This is a genomic window from Agrobacterium sp. SUL3, assembly GCF_001263295.1.
In the GTDB taxonomy this organism is placed as follows: Bacteria; Pseudomonadota; Alphaproteobacteria; order Rhizobiales; family Rhizobiaceae; genus Agrobacterium; species Agrobacterium tomkonis.
The window spans coordinates 46,666-65,478 of sequence record NZ_KQ414506.1 but is presented as its reverse complement, the minus strand read 5'-3'; the positions used below and the strand labels follow the sequence as shown (position 1 = coordinate 65,478).

At 59.4% G+C, this 18,813-nt stretch carries 18 protein-coding genes and 1 tRNA gene; 4 read left to right on the top strand and 15 right to left on the bottom strand.

The annotated features are described in order from the left end of the window. Nucleotides 1-5 precede the first annotated feature (5 nt). The 9 genes from AKG12_RS16860 to pcsA form a co-directional block, all read right to left on the bottom strand. Nucleotides 6-509, bottom strand: coding sequence for a GNAT family N-acetyltransferase (locus tag AKG12_RS16860; protein ID WP_046798271.1), 504 nt, complete (start codon nucleotides 507-509; stop codon nucleotides 6-8). Continuing rightward, entirely contained in the window at nucleotides 506-2,332 is a 1,827-nt protein-coding gene (glmS, locus tag AKG12_RS16855) for a glutamine--fructose-6-phosphate transaminase (isomerizing) (RefSeq protein WP_052819733.1), read from the bottom strand. Before glmS ends, AKG12_RS16860 begins: the two co-directional genes overlap by 4 nt. 102 nt (nucleotides 2,333-2,434) lie before the next feature. Beyond that, entirely contained in the window at nucleotides 2,435-3,796 is a 1,362-nt protein-coding gene (glmU, locus tag AKG12_RS16850) for a bifunctional UDP-N-acetylglucosamine diphosphorylase/glucosamine-1-phosphate N-acetyltransferase GlmU (RefSeq protein ID WP_052819732.1), read from the bottom strand. A 212-nt stretch (nucleotides 3,797-4,008) separates the two neighbouring features. Continuing rightward, the gene (locus AKG12_RS16845; RefSeq protein WP_046798268.1) at nucleotides 4,009-4,743 is read right to left on the bottom strand and encodes a FadR/GntR family transcriptional regulator; all 735 of its coding nucleotides are present in this window, start codon (nucleotides 4,741-4,743) and stop codon (nucleotides 4,009-4,011) included. Between the two features lie 312 nt (nucleotides 4,744-5,055). Beyond that, nucleotides 5,056-6,129, bottom strand: a complete 1,074-nt coding sequence (locus AKG12_RS16840) for a BMP family ABC transporter substrate-binding protein (protein WP_046798267.1) — start codon at nucleotides 6,127-6,129, stop codon at nucleotides 5,056-5,058. 89 nt (nucleotides 6,130-6,218) lie between these two features. Beyond that, the gene (locus AKG12_RS16835) at nucleotides 6,219-7,139 is read right to left on the bottom strand and encodes an ABC transporter permease (RefSeq protein WP_052819852.1); all 921 of its coding nucleotides are present in this window, start codon (nucleotides 7,137-7,139) and stop codon (nucleotides 6,219-6,221) included. Then, a complete protein-coding gene (locus AKG12_RS16830; RefSeq protein ID WP_046798265.1) occupies nucleotides 7,139-8,230 on the bottom strand; it encodes an ABC transporter permease in 1,092 nt (363 codons plus the stop codon). The genes AKG12_RS16835 and AKG12_RS16830 overlap by 1 nt, the downstream gene beginning before the upstream one ends. Continuing rightward, complete coding sequence (locus tag AKG12_RS16825; protein WP_052819850.1) at nucleotides 8,220-9,779, bottom strand: ABC transporter ATP-binding protein; 1,560 nt, start codon at nucleotides 9,777-9,779, stop codon at nucleotides 8,220-8,222. Before AKG12_RS16825 ends, AKG12_RS16830 begins: the two co-directional genes overlap by 11 nt. A gap of 211 nt (nucleotides 9,780-9,990) precedes the next feature. After that, nucleotides 9,991-10,716: a phosphatidylcholine synthase gene (pcsA, locus tag AKG12_RS16820; RefSeq protein WP_052819848.1), complete on the bottom strand. Its 726-nt coding sequence runs from the start codon at nucleotides 10,714-10,716 to the stop codon at nucleotides 9,991-9,993. Between the two features lie 209 nt (nucleotides 10,717-10,925). Here pcsA and AKG12_RS16815 point away from each other — a divergent pair, with 209 nt between their 5' ends. Continuing rightward, nucleotides 10,926-12,134 (top strand): UbiH/UbiF family hydroxylase, encoded by a 1,209-nt coding sequence (locus AKG12_RS16815; protein WP_052819731.1) that lies wholly within the window; start codon nucleotides 10,926-10,928, stop codon nucleotides 12,132-12,134. Here the strand turns inward: AKG12_RS16815 and AKG12_RS16810 are convergent. Both AKG12_RS16810 and AKG12_RS16805 read right to left on the bottom strand, forming a co-directional pair. Then, nucleotides 12,118-13,056 (bottom strand): AEC family transporter, encoded by a 939-nt coding sequence (locus AKG12_RS16810; protein ID WP_052819730.1) that lies wholly within the window; start codon nucleotides 13,054-13,056, stop codon nucleotides 12,118-12,120. The genes AKG12_RS16815 and AKG12_RS16810 overlap by 17 nt on opposite strands. A gap of 34 nt (nucleotides 13,057-13,090) precedes the next feature. Next, a complete protein-coding gene (locus AKG12_RS16805; protein ID WP_052819846.1) occupies nucleotides 13,091-13,837 on the bottom strand; it encodes a cytochrome c biogenesis CcdA family protein in 747 nt (248 codons plus the stop codon). Between the two features lie 281 nt (nucleotides 13,838-14,118). Here AKG12_RS16805 and AKG12_RS16800 point away from each other — a divergent pair. Further along, a tRNA-Lys gene (locus AKG12_RS16800) sits at nucleotides 14,119-14,194 on the top strand. 195 nt (nucleotides 14,195-14,389) lie between these two features. Here AKG12_RS16800 and AKG12_RS16795 read toward each other — a convergent pair. From AKG12_RS16795 to AKG12_RS16785, 3 genes are all read right to left on the bottom strand, one after another. Then, the gene (locus AKG12_RS16795; protein WP_052819729.1) at nucleotides 14,390-15,133 is read right to left on the bottom strand and encodes a glycosyltransferase family 25 protein; all 744 of its coding nucleotides are present in this window, start codon (nucleotides 15,131-15,133) and stop codon (nucleotides 14,390-14,392) included. Between the two features lie 160 nt (nucleotides 15,134-15,293). Then, entirely contained in the window at nucleotides 15,294-16,532 is a 1,239-nt protein-coding gene (locus AKG12_RS16790) for a YcbK family protein (protein WP_052819728.1), read from the bottom strand. Nucleotides 16,533-16,690: 158 nt separating this feature from the next. Then, nucleotides 16,691-17,131, bottom strand: a complete 441-nt coding sequence (locus tag AKG12_RS16785) for a VOC family protein (protein ID WP_046798260.1) — start codon at nucleotides 17,129-17,131, stop codon at nucleotides 16,691-16,693. 192 nt (nucleotides 17,132-17,323) lie between these two features. Between AKG12_RS16785 and AKG12_RS16780 the strand changes: the two genes are divergently transcribed. Both AKG12_RS16780 and AKG12_RS16775 read left to right on the top strand, forming a co-directional pair. After that, on the top strand, nucleotides 17,324-17,902 hold the full coding sequence (locus AKG12_RS16780; RefSeq protein WP_046798259.1) for a cold-shock protein: 579 nt from the start codon (nucleotides 17,324-17,326) through the stop codon (nucleotides 17,900-17,902). Nucleotides 17,903-17,940: 38 nt separating this feature from the next. Next, nucleotides 17,941-18,384: a DUF192 domain-containing protein gene (locus AKG12_RS16775; protein WP_080842025.1), complete on the top strand. Its 444-nt coding sequence runs from the start codon at nucleotides 17,941-17,943 to the stop codon at nucleotides 18,382-18,384. A 61-nt stretch (nucleotides 18,385-18,445) separates the two neighbouring features. Here AKG12_RS16775 and AKG12_RS16770 read toward each other — a convergent pair whose 3' ends face one another. After that, nucleotides 18,446-18,694 carry a BON domain-containing protein gene (locus tag AKG12_RS16770; RefSeq protein WP_052819726.1) on the bottom strand — a complete coding sequence of 83 codons (249 nt, stop codon included), beginning with the start codon at nucleotides 18,692-18,694 and terminating at the stop codon, nucleotides 18,446-18,448. Nucleotides 18,695-18,813 lie beyond the last annotated feature (119 nt).

The window sequence follows — 18,813 nt, the reverse complement described above, 5'->3', positions numbered from 1 at the left end:
CGGAATTAAGCGTTGTCGCCATCGAAACCCGGATGAAAACCGACAATGCCGGATGGAGTTCCGCCATGCAAGCGAAGAACTGTGAAATATTCGTCAGGAATCCCTTCCGCATTCACCCCTTCGACATGGCGAAAACCGAAGCGGCCATAATAGTCCGGATCACCTGCCACGACGCACCCGGAAGCATTCAGACGCTCCAGAACGGCAAGCCCGTCCCGCACCAGCCTTGAACCGACACCCTGCCCCTGTCGCTCCGGTATCACGGAAAGCGGCGCGAGGCAGAACCAGCCGGCCTCGCCGCTGGTGAGCGTCACCGGCGAAAAACCGACATGGCCGATGATGCCTTCACTATCCTCCGCCACCAGGGAAACGGTGAGCGCACCCGCCTTGCGCAGCCGCTCGACGATCAGATGTTCGGTCTTGTCGCTGTAATCGACGTTACGGAAGGCATCTTCCGTAACGCGGGCAATCGCACCTTCATCATCCTGCCGTTCCGGCCGGATGATCATTCCACCGTCACCGATTTCGCCAGATTGCGCGGCTGGTCCACATCCGTGCCCATGAAGACGGCGGTGTGGTAGGCAAGCAGCTGGATCGGCAGCGAGAAGACCATCGGCGCGATCAGCTCGTCCACATCAGGCAGCGTGATCGTCGCCATGGTGTCGAGCTTGGAGGCGGCAGCCCCCTTCTCATCGGTAATGAAGATAATGCGGCCACCGCGCGCGGCGACTTCCTGCATGTTCGACACGGTCTTTTCGAAGAAGCGGTCATGCGGCGCAATGACGATAACAGGCGTGTTCTCGTCGATCAGCGCAATTGGCCCATGCTTCAGCTCGCCGGCGGCATAACCTTCGGCGTGGATATAGGAGATTTCCTTGAGCTTCAGTGCGCCCTCCAGCGCCAGCGGGAAGCTGGTGCCACGGCCGAGATAAAGCACATCCTTGAAACGCGACAGATCGCGCGACAGCGCCTCGATCTGCGGCTGGATGCTGTTGAGAACCTTGCTCATGATGCGCGGCATCTCGGTCAGATGGCGAACCAGTTCGGTTTCCTGCTGGAGCGTGATCGTGCCGCGCGCCTTGCCGGCGGCAACGGCCAGTGAAGCGAGCACGGCAAGCTGGCAGGTGAAGGCCTTGGTGGAGGCGACGCCGATTTCCGGACCGGCAAGGATCGGGAAGATCGCATCGGATTCGCGCGCCATGGTCGATTCACGCGTATTGACCACCGCGCCGATCTTCAGCCCCTCCTGCTGGCAATAACGCAGGGCCGCCAGCGTATCGGCGGTTTCGCCTGACTGCGAAATGAACAGGGCCGCCTGCGTGGGAACAAGCGGGATCTCGCGGTAGCGGAATTCCGAGGCGACATCGATTTCCACCGGCAGGCGCGCATAACGCTCGAACCAGTATTTGCCGATCAGGCCGGACAGATAGGCCGTGCCGCAGGCGGAAATGGCAAGGCCGGAAAGCTTGGCGAAATCGATTGCGGTGTCGGCCTGCTTCACGGTCTTGGAAGCGAAATCCACGTAGTGGCTGAGCGCATGGGAAATGACTTCCGGCTGCTCGTAGATTTCCTTTTCCATGAAGTGGCGGTGGTTGCCCTTGTCGACCACATAAGCCGTCGCCTGCGAGATTTGTCGCTCACGCTTCACCGGCTTGCCGGAGAAATCGATGATCTCAGCACCCTGCCGGGTCACGATGGCGCAGTCGCCATCCACCAGATAGGTGATCTCGTTGGTGAAGGGCGACAGCGCGATGGCGTCGGAACCAAGGAACATTTCGCCCCGGCCATAACCGACGGCAAGCGGCGGGCCGGAACGGGCCGAAAGCAGCGTGCCGGGATCGTCCTGGAACATCACCACGAGCGCATAGGCGCCCGTCACCCGGTTCAGCATCTTCAGCATCGCTTCGCGATGGCCAAGGCCTTCACGGGTGTATTTCGCCAGAAGCTGCGCCACCACTTCGGTGTCCGTCTGGGTGGTGAAGGTCGCACCTCCGGCGGTCAGTTCCTCGCGCAGTTCGGCGAAGTTTTCGATGATGCCATTATGGACGACGGCAACGCCTTCGACGAAATGCGGGTGGGCATTGGTTTCGTTCGGCACGCCATGGGTCGCCCAGCGGGTGTGGGCAATACCCACAACGCCCGGCAGCGGCTTTTCCGAAACCAGCTTTTCCAGGTTGAACAGCTTGCCTTCCGCCCGGCGGCGGTCCATCGCGCCATTGTCGATGGTGGCGACACCAGCCGAATCATAGCCGCGATATTCGAGACGCTTCAGCGCATCGACAAGCCGTTCAGCAACAGGCTGGGTTCCGACAATTCCGACAATTCCGCACATATATTTCTCCAGACGGCGATCTCTTCGCCGAAACTACTAACCGTTTCCCCGAAATCAGCAATTATCTCGCCGGTCACTTTCGGTATCGCTCGGTAACGTCTTTCAAGAGGCCTTTTTCTTGGCTTCTTTCAGCGCTTTCGCCCGCTCACGCACCACGGTTGCCCGGCCCGGCTTCACTTCCTGACGCGCCCGCCCGAAGGCCAGCGCGTCATCAGGCACGTCATCGGTAATCACGCTGCCGGATGCGATGTAAGCGCCTTCTCCAATCGTTACGGGCGCAACCAGCGACGAGTTCGAGCCAATGAAGCTGTTCGCACCGATCCGCGTTTCAGCCTTGTTGTAACCGTCGTAATTGCAGGTGATGGTGCCCGCACCGATATTGCTGCCGGCGCCGATGAAGGCATCACCGATATAGGTCAGATGGTTGACCTTGGCACCCTCGCCGATCTCGGCCTTCTTGACCTCGCAGAAATTACCGACCTTGGAATTGGCATGCAGGTTCGCGCCCGGACGCAGTCGCGCATAGGGACCGACCGTCGCACCTTCAGCGACATATGCCCCTTCCAGATGCGAGAATGCATGAATGACAGCACCCGGCTCGATCGTCACGCCGGGACCGAACACGACATTCGGCTCGATCAGGGCATCCTGCCCGATCTTCGTATCGAAGGAGAGGAAAACCGTCTCGGGCGCGATCATCGAAACGCCGTCCACCATCAATTCATGGCGGCGGCGCTCCTGCCACAACCTCTCGATAAAAGCCAGTTCGGCACGGTTGTTGCAGCCGACCAGCTCGGTTTCCGGCGCATCGATGGCAACGGCGCGGCGGCCAAGCGAACGGGCGATTTCAACGATGTCTGTGAGGTAATATTCGCCCTTCACATTGCCGTTGCCGATCCGGTCAAGCAGATCAAGCGCATTGCGGCCGTTGATCGCCATCAGGCCGCTATTGCACCAGGTCACCTTGCGCTCTTCGTCGGTTGCGTCTTTTTCCTCGCGGATCGCTACCAGCTCGCCATTCTCGACCAGCAACCGGCCATAGCCGGTCGGACGCTCGGTGTGAAAGCCGATCACGGCCACATCGGCACCGGCGGCAATCGCCTCGCGCGCCCGATCGAGCGTCGCGGAAGTGATGAGCGGCACGTCGCCATAAGCGACGATCAGGTCGTCGAAACCGCGTTCGATGGCTGGGCGTGCGGCAAGAACCGCATGGCCGGTGCCCTTGCGTTCCGTCTGCAGGAAAGCTTCAACCTGAACATTCCTAAGGTTCGCGGCCGCGGCGACATTATCCGCATCACGCCCGACCACCAGCGCCACCGCGCCGACACCCGATCCAGCCACAGCCTCCACCACATGCGCAATCATCGGTCGCCCGGCAACCGTGTGCAGCACCTTGGATTTCGACGACTTCATGCGCGTGCTGTCGCCCGCAGCGAGAATAACGGCTAGAGAGCTGCGCTCCATAAGACCTCCAACACCCCGTTACCGGCCGCAGGGCAGCCGGAACAGTGGCATATGTTTGACTTTACGCCAGCCGGTTGAACAGACAGGCGCTTCGGTAATTGCGTTCCGGCATTGCTATAACGGCGGCCCACTTAAGAAACCATGCAAACCCGCACCAAATTTCCGCACCGATTTTCATCAAACGTGATCAGCGGCGGGATGAGGTGATTTATTCAGAGCGGGTGACGGGCAGTGAATTGCAAGATTTGCTGGCGACCATTTTCAATCAGCCTGCCCATTTCGCGGCGCGCCGCGGCCTCATCACGCAGGCGAAACGCTTCGACCAGCCTTAAATGAGAGGCAGACACATCGGAAATCTCGTTGGGATCGGCTTCCGGGTTGCTCATCCGGAAAATGCCCGCCAGCGCCGCCTTGATCAGCGAACCGACGGTGCGCATGAACGGGTTGCCAGACATTTCGGTGATGAGCACATGGAAATTCATATCCGCCAGCGCCCGTTTTTCCTTGGAATAGGCTGTGTTGCCCATCTCGTTGGCGTAAGCGGCGAGCTTGGCGATATCGGCATCTTTTGCCCTGAGAGCGGCAAGCCCCGCGCCATAGGGCTCGAAAGCCTGACGGATATCATAGAGATGCAGCAGGAACTCGTCGCTGACGCCCGCCTCGAAGTGCCAGAGAAGCACTTCGCTATCAAACATGTTCCAGCTTTCGCGCTCCGTCACCCGGGTGCCGATGCGTGCCTTGGGGGAAATCATGCCCTTGGCGGTCAGCGTCTTCATCGCTTCGCGCAGCACCGTGCGCGATACTTTCAGCCGCTCCATAAGCTCGGCATCGCCCGGCAGGATGTCACCCGTCTTGAAGGTGCCGGAGACGATATCGAGCCCGAGCTTGTGAACGACCTGTGCATGATTTGTCCGCAGCTTTCGAAAACCGATCGCCGCATCGAGCATTCCGCGCTGCAAGTGCCATGTCCTTCCGTTCGGTTGGCGACCTTAAAAAATCGCGCCAGACGTGTGTATCTCAAGTCAGATTATAGTGAAAAACATCAAGTTGCATGAAAAGCAAAGGCAAACTGCATCCCCGGCGTAAAACATATGAAAGTAACAAAGGCCGCGCATGAATTTCATGCGCGGCCAGAACCTTGATAGGGGTTAGCCTCTCCCGCGTCATCCTCGCCCTTGAGGCGAGAATCCATGGACCGTCAAAGGCGTGGATCCTCGGGTCAAGCCCGAGGATGACGTTGAGTTTGGCGAAATCACCGATTATTGCGGCAGCTTGTCGTCCACGCCGGCAACATAGAAGTTGAGGCCGAGCAGAACCTTGTCCTCAGCCTTTTCACCAGCCTTCAGCCATTCCGAGCCGTCCTGCTTCTTCACCGGGCCGGTAAAGGGATGCAGCTCGCCCGACTTGATCTTGGCTTCGGTTTCCTCAGCCATCTTCTTCACGTCGTCAGGCATGTTGGTGTAGGGCGCCATGGTCAGGATGCCATCCTTCAGGCCGTCCCAAACGGATTCGGACTTCCACGTTCCATCGAGAAGAGCCTGCGTGCGCTTGATGTAATAAGCACCCCAGGTGTCCTTGATGGCGGTGAGCTGCGTCTCGGGACCGGCCTTGATCATGTCGGAAGCCTGGCCGAAGGCCTTGATGCCACGCTCAGCTGCAACCTGCATCGGTGCTGTCGTGTCGGTGTGCTGCGTCAGGATGTCGACGCCCTGGTCGATCAGCGCCTTGGCGGCATCGGCTTCCTTGCCGGGGTCGAACCAGGTATTGGCCCATACGACCTTGAGCTTGAAGTCCGGGTTGACCGACTGTGCGCCGAGCACGAAGGCATCAATGCCCATCACCACTTCCGGGATCGGGAAGGAAGCGATGTAACCGGCAAGACCCTTCTTCGACATCTTCGCGGCGATCTGGCCCTGAATGTAACGGCCTTCATAGAAGCGCGAATTGTAGGTCGCGACGTTTTCAGCGGTCTTGAAGCCGGTGGCGTGCTCGAACTTCACCTTGGGGAACTTCTGGGCAACCTTCACGGTCGCATCCATGAAGCCGAAGGAGGTAGTGAACACCAGTTCGCAGCCGGAACGGGCCATACGCTCGATGGCGCGTTCGGCATCCGGGCCTTCCGGAACGCTTTCGAGGAACGGCGTTTCGATCTTGTCGCCGAAGTGCTTCTGCAGCTCTTCGCGACCGATTTCATGCGCCTGTGTCCAGCCGCCATCGGTGCGGCTGCCGACATAGATGAAGCAGACCTTCTTGGCGTCGGCGGCTTCAGCCGAGGAAACGACGCCGCCGAGCGCCGCGACGGAAGCGGCAAGTGCGATGACCAGTTTTTTCATTTTTACCCCTGTTGGTTTGGAGACTTGAGGATTGACTGACTCAGCATCGGATTTTCCGAAAACCGCATTACACTTTTCGGTCCGATGCTCTACCTGTCCGGCACGAAGGATTTGCCCAGCGATGCCGGTGTGTTGATCAAGGTCGTGCGGCGATTATGCGAGATGATGACCAGCACGACAATAGTTGCGAGATAAGGCATCGCCGAAAGCAGCTGCGACGGCACGCCGATACCGAATGCCTGCGCATGCAATTGGCCGATGGTGACCGCGCCGAACAGATAACCGCCCGCCAGCAGGCGCCATGGACGCCAGGAGGCGAAGACAACGAGCGCCAGGGCAATCCAGCCGCGCCCGGCCGACATGTTTTCCACCCATTGCGGCGTATAGACCAGCGAGAGCTGTGCGCCCGCAAGACCGGCGCAGGCGCCGCCGAACATGACCGCCAGATACCGCGTACGGATGACGTTGATGCCAAGCGCATGGGCCGAAGCGTGATTGTCACCGATGGCGCGGATTTTCAGGCCCGTGCGGCTTTTGAACAGGAACCAGCTGATGCCGAAGACCAGCGCGATGGACATGTAGAAGATTAGATCCTGCCGGAACAGCAGCGGACCGAAAAAGGGAATCTCCGACAAAACCGGAAAGACGATGGGCTGTAGCTTGATGCCCGGCAGGCCGACGAAACTCTCACCCAGCATGCCGGAGACGCCGAGGCCGAGAATGGTGAGGGCAAGACCCGTCGCCACCTGGTTGGTGACAAGCGTCAGCGTCAGGAAGCCGAACAGCAGCGAAAACACCGCACCGGAGGCGATACCGGCCAGAATGCCGAGATAGGGAGAGCCGGTCATATGCGTGGCGGCGAAGGCGCAGACCGCGCCCATGATCATCATGCCCTCAACGCCGAGATTGAGCACGCCCGAACGCTCCGCCACAAGCTCGCCCGAAGCGGCGATGACAAGCGGGGTGGCGGCGGTGATGACGGTGAGAAGAATGGCCTGAAGCATATCCATCATGCCGCTCCTTCTTTACGATGTGTCTTGCCGGCAAAAACGACCCGGATGCGATAGAAGATCAACGTATCGCAGGACAATACGAAGAACAGCATCAACCCCTGAAACACCCGCGTCACCTTGTCGGAGACGCCGATCGAAAGCTGCGCCGCCTCGCCGCCGAGATAGGTCAGCGCCAGTACCAGCCCGGAAAGGATGATGCCAAGCGGATTGAGGCGGCCGAGAAAGGCGACGATGATGGCGGTAAAACCGTAACCCGGCGAAATGCTGGGCTGGAGATGGCCGATGGAACCGGAAGCTTCCGAAATGCCTGCAAGCCCCGCTAGCGCACCGGAGAGCAACAAAGAAAACCACACCATGCGGCTGGAGGAGAAACCGGCGAAGCGCCCTGCCCGCGCCGATTGACCAAGCACGGTAACTTCAAAGCCTTTCAGCATGTAGCGCATCATGAACCACAGCGCGACGGCCGCGACGATGGCGAAAACGAAGCCCCAATGCGCCCGGCCCGAGGCCAGCATTTCCGGCAGAACGGCGCTGTCGTTGAATGGCTTTGTCTGCGGAAAGTTGTAACCGCCGGGATCCCGCCAGATACCGCGCGTCAGCCAGTCGAGGAAAAGCTGCGCGACATAGACCAGCATCAGGCTGACGAGGATTTCATTGGTGTTGAACTTCGTCTTCAACAGCGCCGGAATACCCGCATAAAGCGCGCCGCCGATTGCGCCCATCACCATCATCAGCGGCAGGATGAGCGGCGAATGCCAGTCCGGATAAAGCACCGGCAGGATGGAACCGGTGATCGCGCCGATGGTGAATTGCCCCTCCGCGCCGATATTCCAGTTATTCGAGCGATAACAGATCGACAGTCCGACGCCGATCAGGATCAGCGGTGCGGCCTTGATCGCCAGCTCGTGCAGCGACCAGACCTCCAGCAGCGGCTCCACGAAAAAGGCGTAAAGCGCGTGAGCCGGATTTTTGCCGAGCATGGCGAACATGACAGCGCCGACGAGGAGAGTCAGCACCAGCGCCAGAAGCGGCGACAGCAGGGTGAAAAGCCGGGAGACCCCTGCGCGTTTTTCAAGCTCAATGCGCATGCTGGGCGGCTCCCGAATGTGACGTATGGATGCCACCCATCAACAGACCGATCTTTTCAAGCGTCATCTCTTCCACCGGATGGGCCTCGGAGAGCTTGCCGTCGGAAATGACCGCGATATTGGTGGCGACCTCGAAGATTTCATCGAGATCCTGGCTGATGACGATGACGGCCGAGCCGGCCTTGGCAAGATCGACCAGCGCCTGGCGAATGCGGCTTGCGGCACCGGCATCCACGCCCCAGGTCGGCTGGTTGACCACCAGCACGGCGGGTTGACGGTCAAGCTCGCGCCCGACGATGAATTTTTGCAGGTTGCCGCCGGAAAGCGATCCGGCCAGCGGATCGGCCCCGCTCTTGCGCACATCCATGGTTTCCGAAATGCGCCGCGCCGCCGCCCTGATGGCCGACCCCCTGACGATGCGCAGGAAACCGCCGGTCAGAAACGCCTTGCGATCGGAACGCGCCCGCGCCAGCAGAAGATTGTCGGAAAGGCTCATGCCGGGAACGGCGGCATGGCCGTGGCGCTCTTCCGGCACGAAACCCGCGCCCATCAGCCGGCGGCCATTAATACCGGTGCGGCCAACCGGCTTGCCGCGCAGATGGATGGCGTCATTATTATAGACGGGATATTCGCCCGAAAGCGCATCGAACAGTTCGCCCTGCCCGTTGCCGGCCACACCGGCAATCGCCAGCACCTCGCCTGCACGCACATTCATGGAAATCGATTTCAAGGCCACGGCAAAAGGCGTGCGCGGCGCGACCGAAAGCGCCATGACCTCTATCTGCGGCACGCCGAGCGCTTCGCCCGTTGACCGCGAAACGCTTGCGACATCGCTGCCGACCATCATGCGCGCCAGAGATGCCGGCGTTTCCTTGCGCGGATCGCACGCACCCGTCACCTTGCCGTGACGCAGGACGGTGGCGCGATCACAGATGCGCTGCACCTCTTCCAGGCGGTGGCTGATATAAAGCACCGAACGGCCTTCGGCCTTCAGCTTTTCCAGCGTCTCGAACAGCTTGTCGGCCTCCTGCGGCGTCAGCACCGAGGTCGGCTCGTCGAGAATGATGAGACGCGGGTTCTGCAACAGCGCGCGCACGATCTCGATCCGCTGACGCTCGCCAACCGAAAGATCGGCCACATGCGCATTGGGATCGAGCGGCAGGCCATAGGCGCGCGACAGCGTTTCGGCTTCCCTGGCGATTTCCTTCAGAGAGATTTTCGGGTCAAGCGACAGGGCGATGTTTTCAGCAACCGTCAGCGCCTCGAACAGCGAGAAATGCTGGAACACCATGCCGATACCAAGCCTGCGGGCTTCGCTTGGCGAACCTACGGAAACTGGCTGACCCTGCCAGATGATGTCGCCTTCCGTCGGCGAAAGGACACCGAACAGCATCTTGACCAGCGTGGACTTACCGGCGCCGTTTTCACCCAGAAGCGCATGGATTTCGCCCGGCGCAATATCGAGATCGATGCCGTTGCAGGCGGCGAAATTGCCGAACAGCTTTGTCAGCTTGCGAACGGACAGAAGAGGCATGGCCTCTGGCGCCAGATTTCCAGTCACGGATCCCCTCTTTCACCGGCTGTCCATGCTTTCTTTGAAGCATTTCAACAACCGTGGTCATTGTTCCCAATCCGGTGGCAATGCGTATGCAATGCTACGGGACCATGATTTATTGATAACCGTTTTGCTGCTGCGCACAACCGAAAAAGAAACTGCTTAAATGCAATTTGCACAAGCAATAAACGGCTTTAGATTTTTCTTACTTCGCGCCGAGCGAGGGGAAGAACTGCAAGATTCCACCGATGCAATAAAGATAGATGCCGCTCGCCACGAATGCGATCACTGCCCATGTCGGCGTTTCAAAATGCGTCAGCAGCGCATAACCGCCAAGCGCGCACCAGACGAACACGACGGCCAGATTGAGCGGCCGCAACCTCTTAACCCGCACCGGATGCAGGAAGTTGATCGGCAGGAATGTCAGGAACACCGAGACGGTGACGACTATCATGGCCGTGGTTGCGCTCGCATCCATGACGAACAGCGTGAAAACAACCATGTTCCACACCACCGGGAATCCCGAGAAGAAATATTCGTCCGTCTTCATGCCCATATCGGCATAATAGATGGCACTCGAGACCACGATCATGCCAGCCGCCACGAAGGATAACGGCTCGCCGATCATGCCACTCTGGTAAAGCGCAAAGGCTGGCAGAAGCACATAGGTGACATAGTCGATGATATTGTCGAGCGTATCGCCGGACCAGTTGGGCAGAACTTCCTTCACCCGCACCTTGCGGGCGATGGGTCCATCGATACCATCGACCAGAAGCGCAAGCCCCAGCCACCAGAACATATCGACAAAACGATGCTCGGCAGCGGCGACGACGCCGAGAAAAGCCAGAAACGAACCGGATGCCGTGAGCATATGCACGGAAAAGGCGCGGATTTCCGCGTAGGGAACACGCTTGTAGTTGAAAATTTTCATGGTCAGCGTCTGCGCCCCGCTTTTCATCCGCCCTGTTCATTCCGGTATGCGGCCATTCACCACGCTTTGCAACCGGCTCAATCCGCTTATCCTAAGACTAATATAGTGGCGCAACCAACGAATGTTTGCGCCCGGATGTTCCGGCGTCCAAGTGGATTTACCTGCGCAAAGCCTCTATGATGCTGTGGAAATAACAACGGATCAGGACCATGAGACACTTCGATATCGCCATAACAGGTGCGGGACTTGCGGGCCAGATTGCCGCTATTGCGCTCGCCCGGGCCGGCCGCCACGTGGCGCTCGTTGCTCCTTCAAGCGACAGGAAGGATCAGCGCACCACCGCGCTGATGGATCAGTCCATCCGGTTCATGGACCGCCTCGGCCTTTGGTCACGCATCGCGCCTGCCGCCGCGCGCCTTTCCACCATGCAGATCATCGACGGGACCGACCGGCTGCTGCGCGCGCCGACGGTACAGTTCCGCTCCTCAGAAATCGGGCTGGATGCTTTCGGCTGGAATATTCCCAATGAGGCGCTGCTTGGCGTTCTCGCAGAGGCGGTCGAGCAGGAACACAATATTACCCGTCTCGATACCTCGGCGGAAACGATCGACATCGGTAACGATCGCATAACGGTGACGCTGGCGAATGGCGAAACACTATCGGCCGATTTTCTGATCGGCGCGGATGGCAGGAAATCGATGGTGCGGGATGCGGCCGGTATCGGTGTCAAATCCTGGTCCTACCCGCAGACAGCCGTCGTCCTGAATTTCGGCCACAGCCGGCCGCACGGCAACGTCTCGACGGAATTCCACACGCCAACCGGACCTTTCACCCAGGTTCCCCTGCCCGGCAACCGTTCCAGCCTCGTCTGGGTCGTCACGCCACAGCAGGCCGAGGAACTGACGGCGCTGCCGCTGGAAGCCCTGAGCCTGAAGGTCGAGGAACGCATGCAATCCATGCTCGGCGCGGTTACCGTCGAAAACAGCGTCCAGGCATGGCCGCTGTCTTCCATGACGGCGCACCGCTTCGGCAAGGGCCGCGTGGCGCTGATCGGCGAGGCGGCGCATGGTTTTCCACCCATCGGCGCGCAGGGACTGAACCTCAGCCTGCGCGACATCATCGTGCTGACGGAACTGCTGGGCGCCGTCTCCGACCGGCCGATTGCGGCGGACGCCGGCAGCAGCTTCGACCGCAAACGGCGGGCGGATGTTTATAGCCGCACCCTGAGCGTCGATCTCCTGAACCGCTCGCTGCTTTCGGATTTCCTGCCGGTGCAGATGGTGCGCGCGGCCGGCCTGCATGTGCTCTCCGGCATTGGCACGCTCAGAAGCATGGTCATGCGCGAAGGCATCGAGCCGGGGCGCGGGCTGAAGGCCCTGCCCTCGCTGCTGTTCGGCAGCTTCAAAAAGGCTGGATGAAATACACCACGCCGGTCAGCGTGAAGACCGAAAGCACCGTGGAGATCAGGATCGTCGCCGACGCCCGCTCCTGCCAGACATGATATTGCTGGCCGATGACGAAGACATTCGTCGCGGTCGGCAGCGCAGCGAGCAGAACGGCGGAATAGATCCACACCGGCTCAAACCGCCCGAGCGACGACAGGACCAGATAGGCGGCAAGTGGATGCAGGATCAGCTTTGCCGGCACGATATAGCTGATTTCCACCGGCACCCGTTTCATTGGCCTGAGCGCCAGCGTTACGCCCATGGCAAACAGCGCGCAGGGGGCGGCCGATTGCGCCAGATAATCCACCAGCCGCTGCACCGCCTCCGGCGGTTGCCATGACAGCGAAGCGGCAAGAAATCCGGCAATTACCGAGACGATGAACGGATGAGTGATGACCTTGCGCGCCACATCCAGCGCAAGCCTCGCAGTCGATCGCTTGTCGCCCCCAGCCACCGCCATCATCGCCGGTGCGACGATGAAATGGGCGGCGTTTTCGAGACAGACGATCAGCGCCACCGGCACTGCCGCCTTTTCGCCAAGCGCCAGCAGCGCAAGCCCCGGCCCCATGTAACCGATATTGCCGTAGCTTGCCGCGAAACTCTGGATCGTGGTTTCGGCGAAGCTGTTCTTGCGTACGAACCGGCCAATCAGGAACACCAGCAGAAAAATGCCATAGGTGCAGGCAAGGCTGGCGGCGACGAAATCCATCCGCGCCAGTTCCTCCACCGGGGTTTTCGACACCAGCTTGAAAAACAGCGCCGGCAGCGCCGCATAGATAATGAAGGTGTTCAGCCAGCCCATCGCCTCGACCGGCTGCTTCGTGATGCGCGCCGCGCCGTAACCGATGAAGATCAGGCCGAAAAACGGCAACAGCAATCCCACGATATCGGCCACGATCTTTCCCCCGCCTATAATCTCCGCGGGAGGCTTAACCGATTTTCATCAGGATCGGAAAGGTCTCCTGGAACCAGATCGCCACATTGGTGATAAAACCGGACATGAAAGCGATACCGGTCAACACCAGAAGTACACCCATCACCTTTTCTACAAGACCGAGATGGCGGCGGAAACGCGCAAGGAAACGCATGAAGGAGCCGGAAAAAGCTGCCGCAATCCAGAACGGCACCGCAAGACCGAGTGAATAGACGGCGAGCAGCATTGCACCGTCACCCACCGTGTCACGCGCGGCGGCAACGCCGAGAATGGCGCCCAGAACCGGGCCGATGCAGGGCGTCCAGCCAAAGGCGAAGGCAAGGCCCATGACATAAGCCCCGGAAAGCGTGGCGGGTTTGCCCGCCCCCTGAAACCGCGCCTCACGCGAAAACAGGCCGATACGGAAAACGCCGAGAAAGTTCAGGCCCATGAGGATAATGATGAAACCGCCGATCTTGGCGAGAATATCGATATTCTGCCGCAGCAACGTGCCGATCGTCGAAGCGCCTGCCCCCAGCGCCACGAAAACAGTGGCGAAACCGAGGGTGAAGAAGAAAGCCGAAAACATCACGGCTCTGCGAATCTCCGGCCGCGGCGCGGTCTCCTCCGTCTTGAACTGCTCGACGGAAACACCCGCCATATAACAGAGATAGGGCGGCACCAGCGGCAGCACACAGGGCGACAGAAACGAAAGAGCGCCGGCCAGGAGCGCGCTGAACAGGGAAATATCGGCAATCGACAAGAAGAACTCCGCATCCCGCAAAGCCGCGACGATTTTGAGGATTCGCCGCCACTTCACGCTTCATTTTCGCGCATGTCATTGCTGCAAAACGATTTCACCCGTTTGCGCGACACGCCTGAAGCCGGTTTTATCCCCAGCCGCCCCCTCTCTCCAATCACCTTTTTGGGGGTGCGACAAAAAAAACCAGATTGATTGTAGAAAGCGCTTTTTTTGGGTTGACCGAACGGATCGCTCTACATATGTTCCGCGCACTTCCGAAGGGCAAATCAGCCCCGACATGGGAGAGCGTAGCTCAGCCGGTAGAGCAACTGACTTTTAATCAGTAGGTCCAGGGTTCGAATCCCTGCGCTCTCACCACCTCAGATTTATTTTCCCAATAATTTACAAGAGTTTGTCGATACCGATAGCCAAGCGCCGTCGTGACTTGGAAATCTCCGCCAGCAGTTTCACGGCGCAGAAGTAACCGCGCTCGCCCCACCGTTCTTTTCCAATTCAGCCTCTGCGGCAAAACCCGATCATGCAGCCTGCGCGCGAACAGCCATGACAGCCGCGCTAGCGATACGCATACACATACCGCGCAACATTGTCATAGAAGCTGGAGAGATAGGCCGGAATCCGTTTAATACGGGCGAACTTGCTGCCGCGATATTCGGCCCGGGTGCCGACCAGCGTGTCCGGGTCGCCGAACGGCAGGAAATCCTTGTCGGTTACATAAACTTCCGTGCCGTAGCCCCAGCCGCATTCCAGGGCGCGGTCGAAAGGCAGCGTCATCACCCTTGCCGTTTTGAGAAAACGCGCCGCCCCGCCCCGCGAGATGATGTAGCAGGCGGATGATCCCTGCGGACCGTAGATGCAGCGCCCAAGCGTATCGCCAAGCGCGCTGGTTTTCCGGCCTTTGAAACCGCTGCGGCGGTGGTTGGTCAGTTTGACGATTGCATTTTCCGGCATTACAGCAACCGTTGCCTTGACCCGTTCGAAAAACTCCGGGGTGAAGGCGACGTCGTCCTCAACGATCACCGCCACCGGCGCATCGGTGGCAAGGAATATCTCCAGTGCCTTTATATGGCTGGCATAGCAGCCATATTCACCGGCGAGCGCATGGCGGCCGTTGCGTTGCTCGAAACCGCGCCGGTCGAAATCCGTCCATTTGGCGGGTGGAACAGTCTTGCCGTCGACGCCTTCCACCGGGCGCAGATCCAGCCCGAGGCCGGCAGCGCCCTCCAGCATCTTCTCAAGCCGCGCACGCGCCCGGGCAATGGAAATGATGTAGATGGGGAAAGTGGAAATCGGCAGCATTCAGAACACACCATGCGCATGAAGACGGGAGACCGTCTCCTACAGCAAGGCGCGTGCGACGTCCATTCGGACACCCAGAAGGCGCGATCTCGTCAGGTGGAATACAGGGATTTGCGGCAGCAGGGGGTTTCAGACCCGAAACACATGGGGTCGCTGGTATTCACTTGCGCGCGGCGGTACGGCGGCAGCGCCAGTTCCAGTCTCTCGGCTCGCCCGTGTCCAAATGAACCGATTCGGTGTGGCAATAGGTGCCGACGCCACCGCGTTCAGGCAGGGAACGCAGATAGGTGGCAAGCTCCCATTTGGAGACGCCCTTGATCTGAATATCGGCGGCATCGCAGGTATAGTGCTTGGAACCCTGCCTCACGCCCTTTGGCGGACGATAGCCCGAAGTGACGATCGCCGGGCTGTTATAATGCCGCTCGATATCCTTGATCATGCGGACCAGTTCCGGCTTGAAGCAGCCAACCTCGACGCGATCCGTCTGCAGGAAAAGACCGTTCGGGGAAACACGGGTCAGGCCGGAAAGCGACGCCAGCTTCATGAGGCCGGTCGGTTCGTCATCCTCATCTTCGAGATGCGCATCGTCGAATTCCTCAGACATCATCGAGCGACCCGAAAGCGCAATGCCCATCGTTCGGTCCGTTGCGCCCGATAGCGCCGCAACCTCGGTATTTGCAGCGGTGCCGTTCTCGATCATTTTCGGCAGCCGTTTTTTGGCGGCTCCGGCGAAAAATGCCGCAAGCGTTACGCCTGTGCCTTCGCTTTCCTGTTTCTCACCTGCGGGCACCACGTTTGTCGCGGGTTGCGCAGCGGCGGCGGCTGCAAGCTGTTGCGGCGCGGGTGTGGGAACAGGCTGGCGGTTTTCGCTGTGCTGTTCCGGCACCGGAACTGGCGCGGAGACAGGCTGCGGCTGGAGTTGCGGCTGCGCCGGCGCTGAATAAACGCTGCTGACGGCGGGAATGATCTTCTGCGATGGGGCGGCGACGGAACCGTCTGCCGCTACGGAAGGGGTTGCCGCACGAGCGGTGGAATAGATGCTGGATGTGCCGGCGGAAATTGCTGTTGGCTGCGTCGTCAGCCCGCCAATATCGGCGGCGGCACCATAACCCTGCGCCGGGCCACCCGGCGCCTGCGGCTGAGCCGGCACGGCGCCACCGGACGCCGATGCAACGGCAGGGTCCACATAATGCCCCGGCCGAGCGCCAGCCGCGGTCGCGGCGACGGCCGTTGCGGCCGTCTGTGACGGTTGTTGCGCGGCAATTTCCGGCTTCTTGGTATTGGCGGCCATCTCATCATCCGTCACCGCCGAAACGCAGCCGGAAAGCCCGAGCAACGAAACCGCAATAACGAGACGCTGACAGGAAACGCGTCCTTTCGCGCCCTCGACAGTTTTCATGAGTGGCCTCCGTATCTTGCATTTCCAACAGCAGCACGGGAACGGAATCGTGTGCTTTCCCAAAACGGAACGGGCCGTTTTGATTCGCGGAATATGCCTCATCCCATCAGGATAAGGCAAGAGCGCCCGAAAACGCCGCTGTTGGCCGGGAAAATCCCTTACCAGGAACCGGTATTCTGCATAGATATCCACGGTTCGGCTGGTGCGAGGCTTTCGCCCTTCTGCAGAATCTCGAAAGAAATACCGTCAGGCGAACGGACGAAGGCCATGTGCCCATCACGCGGCGGCCGGTTGATCACGATGCCATTCTGCTGGAGCCTGGCGCAGAAGTCGTAGATATTGTCGACCTCGTAAGCCAGGTGGCCGAAATTGCGGCCGCCGGTGTAATCCTCGGTATCCCAATTATACGTGAGTTCGAGGCTCGGCGCCTTTTTTTCCCTGGCCACAGCAATGTCATCACGCGCGGCAAGAAAAACCAGAGTGAATCGGCCTTTTTCGTTTTCGATTCGGCGTATTTCCTCGAGACCCATGAGGTCGCAATAGAATTTCATTGATTCGCCAAGGTCTTTGACACGAACCATTGTGTGCAGATACCGCATTTTCTTCCTCTCCAATACACGGGTCCGGAGCCGTTAAACGCATGATCGCAAGCCCCGGACAAGGACGGCGACATAAAAGCAGCTGCGCAAATCAAAAACTAGGGCTTGCGTGGAACCGTTACCAAGATGTTAATCTGGTACACAGGAATCAGTTGACCGGTGTATGGCGCGTAATCGAGGGGTTGGCAGGATATGGCTGATAGGATGTCATCGAAAACGATAGTCGATGTCGAGGACCTTTCGGGCGATGCCGTGGACCTGACCGAAATTACCGGCGTCGTGAAATGGTTCGACGTCGCCAAGGGTTTCGGCTTCATCGTGCCCGATAACGGCACGCAGGATGTGCTGCTGCACGTCTCCTGCCTGCGCCGGGACGGATACCAGACCATTCTCGAAGGCACCCGCATCGTCGCCCTCATCCAGCGTCGTGACCGCGGCTTTCAGGCTTTCCGCATCCTGTCGATGGATCAATCGACCGCCGTTCACCCCTCGCAGCTGCCGCCGGTGCGCACCCATGTGCAGGTCACACCCTCAAGCGGGCTGGAGCGCGCCATCGTCAAGTGGTTCAACCGCACCAAGGGTTTCGGCTTCCTGACGCGTGGCGAAGGAACGGAAGACATTTTTGTGCATATGGAAACGCTGCGTCGTTTCGGCCTGACGGAACTGCGCCCGGGCCAGGTGGTGCTGGTGCGTTTCGGCGATGGCGACAAGGGTTTGATGGCGGCTGAAATTCACCCCGACAACCCGGTCTCAGTCGGGATGTCGCACTGATGGCCCGCCTGTTGCCTAAAATAATGAAGAGCGCCGTTATGGCGCTTCTTTTTTTCTCGCTCGCAGGCATTGTTCAGGCTCAGCAACAGACCTTCACGTCCGAGCCACTGACGATCGAAACCGCCTCAGGAAAAAACCACGATTTCACGGCGGAGCTGGCCCTTAGCAATGCCCAGCGCGAACAGGGGCTGATGTTCCGCAAAGCCATGCCGCTTGAAAGCGGCATGTTGTTCGATTTCGGCCAGGAACGCGACGTGGCCATGTGGATGCGCAACACGCTCATCCCGCTCGACATGCTGTTCATCGCCCGCGACGGGCGTATCACCCATATTCACGAAAACGCAGTTCCGCATTCGGAAGCGATCATCAGCTCCCGTGGTCCGGTTAAATTTGTGCTTGAATTGAATGGCGGCACCGCAAAACGTTATGGCATCAAGCCGGGCGATGTGGTCCGCAGTGGGCAAATCGGCAACCGGAAATAACGTTGCCGCGTTATTGCATCTGAATAGTGCCGGACGATGTTTCGCCCGGCTGGTGCAATGTTCAGTAAACCGGCTCGATATGGCTCAGAATCCGGCAATTGGAGATCGAAGCGGCAAGGTTGATGGCGATATCGATCGCCTCGACCGAATCAGCCGTGCCTTCCAGATAGATCACGTCGTTTTCAACACTTGCCGAAATACGCGACTTTTCGAGACCTGTTTCGAAGGCCAGAGCCGAGGTGATCGCCTGGCAAACACCCGCCATGCGGTCTCCGAAGAAGCTTTCCTGAATGCCTGACAAATTGAACATGTGGGTTCTCCTTCTTATGGACATTACAACGCGCCAATAGCGGTTTTGTTCATCTCCGGTTCATCATTCTGTTCATCTTCCATTCATCTTGGAAAATTGGAACCCCCCAATCGATCACA

Bases quoted from the DNA above. Each gene is read 5' to 3' on its own strand.
- AKG12_RS16860 (WP_046798271.1), bottom strand. From the start codon at position 509: ATGATCATCCGGCCGGAACGGCAGGATGATGAAGGTGCGATTGCCCGC.
- glmS (WP_052819733.1), bottom strand. From the start codon at position 2,332: ATGTGCGGAATTGTCGGAATTGTCGGAACCCAGCCTGTTGCTGAACGG.
- glmU (WP_052819732.1), bottom strand. From the start codon at position 3,796: ATGGAGCGCAGCTCTCTAGCCGTTATTCTCGCTGCGGGCGACAGCACG.
- AKG12_RS16845 (WP_046798268.1), bottom strand. From the start codon at position 4,743: ATGCTCGATGCGGCGATCGGTTTTCGAAAGCTGCGGACAAATCATGCA.
- AKG12_RS16840 (WP_046798267.1), bottom strand. From the start codon at position 6,129: ATGAAAAAACTGGTCATCGCACTTGCCGCTTCCGTCGCGGCGCTCGGC.
- AKG12_RS16835 (WP_052819852.1), bottom strand. From the start codon at position 7,139: ATGGATATGCTTCAGGCCATTCTTCTCACCGTCATCACCGCCGCCACC.
- AKG12_RS16830 (WP_046798265.1), bottom strand. From the start codon at position 8,230: ATGCGCATTGAGCTTGAAAAACGCGCAGGGGTCTCCCGGCTTTTCACC.
- pcsA (WP_052819848.1), bottom strand. From the start codon at position 10,716: ATGAAAATTTTCAACTACAAGCGTGTTCCCTACGCGGAAATCCGCGCC.
- AKG12_RS16815 (WP_052819731.1), top strand. From the start codon at position 10,926: ATGAGACACTTCGATATCGCCATAACAGGTGCGGGACTTGCGGGCCAG.
- AKG12_RS16795 (WP_052819729.1), bottom strand. From the start codon at position 15,133: ATGCTGCCGATTTCCACTTTCCCCATCTACATCATTTCCATTGCCCGG.
- AKG12_RS16790 (WP_052819728.1), bottom strand. From the start codon at position 16,532: ATGAAAACTGTCGAGGGCGCGAAAGGACGCGTTTCCTGTCAGCGTCTC.
- AKG12_RS16785 (WP_046798260.1), bottom strand. From the start codon at position 17,131: ATGCGGTATCTGCACACAATGGTTCGTGTCAAAGACCTTGGCGAATCA.
- AKG12_RS16780 (WP_046798259.1), top strand. From the start codon at position 17,324: ATGGCTGATAGGATGTCATCGAAAACGATAGTCGATGTCGAGGACCTT.
- AKG12_RS16775 (WP_080842025.1), top strand. From the start codon at position 17,941: ATGGCGCTTCTTTTTTTCTCGCTCGCAGGCATTGTTCAGGCTCAGCAA.
- AKG12_RS16770 (WP_052819726.1), bottom strand. From the start codon at position 18,694: ATGTTCAATTTGTCAGGCATTCAGGAAAGCTTCTTCGGAGACCGCATG.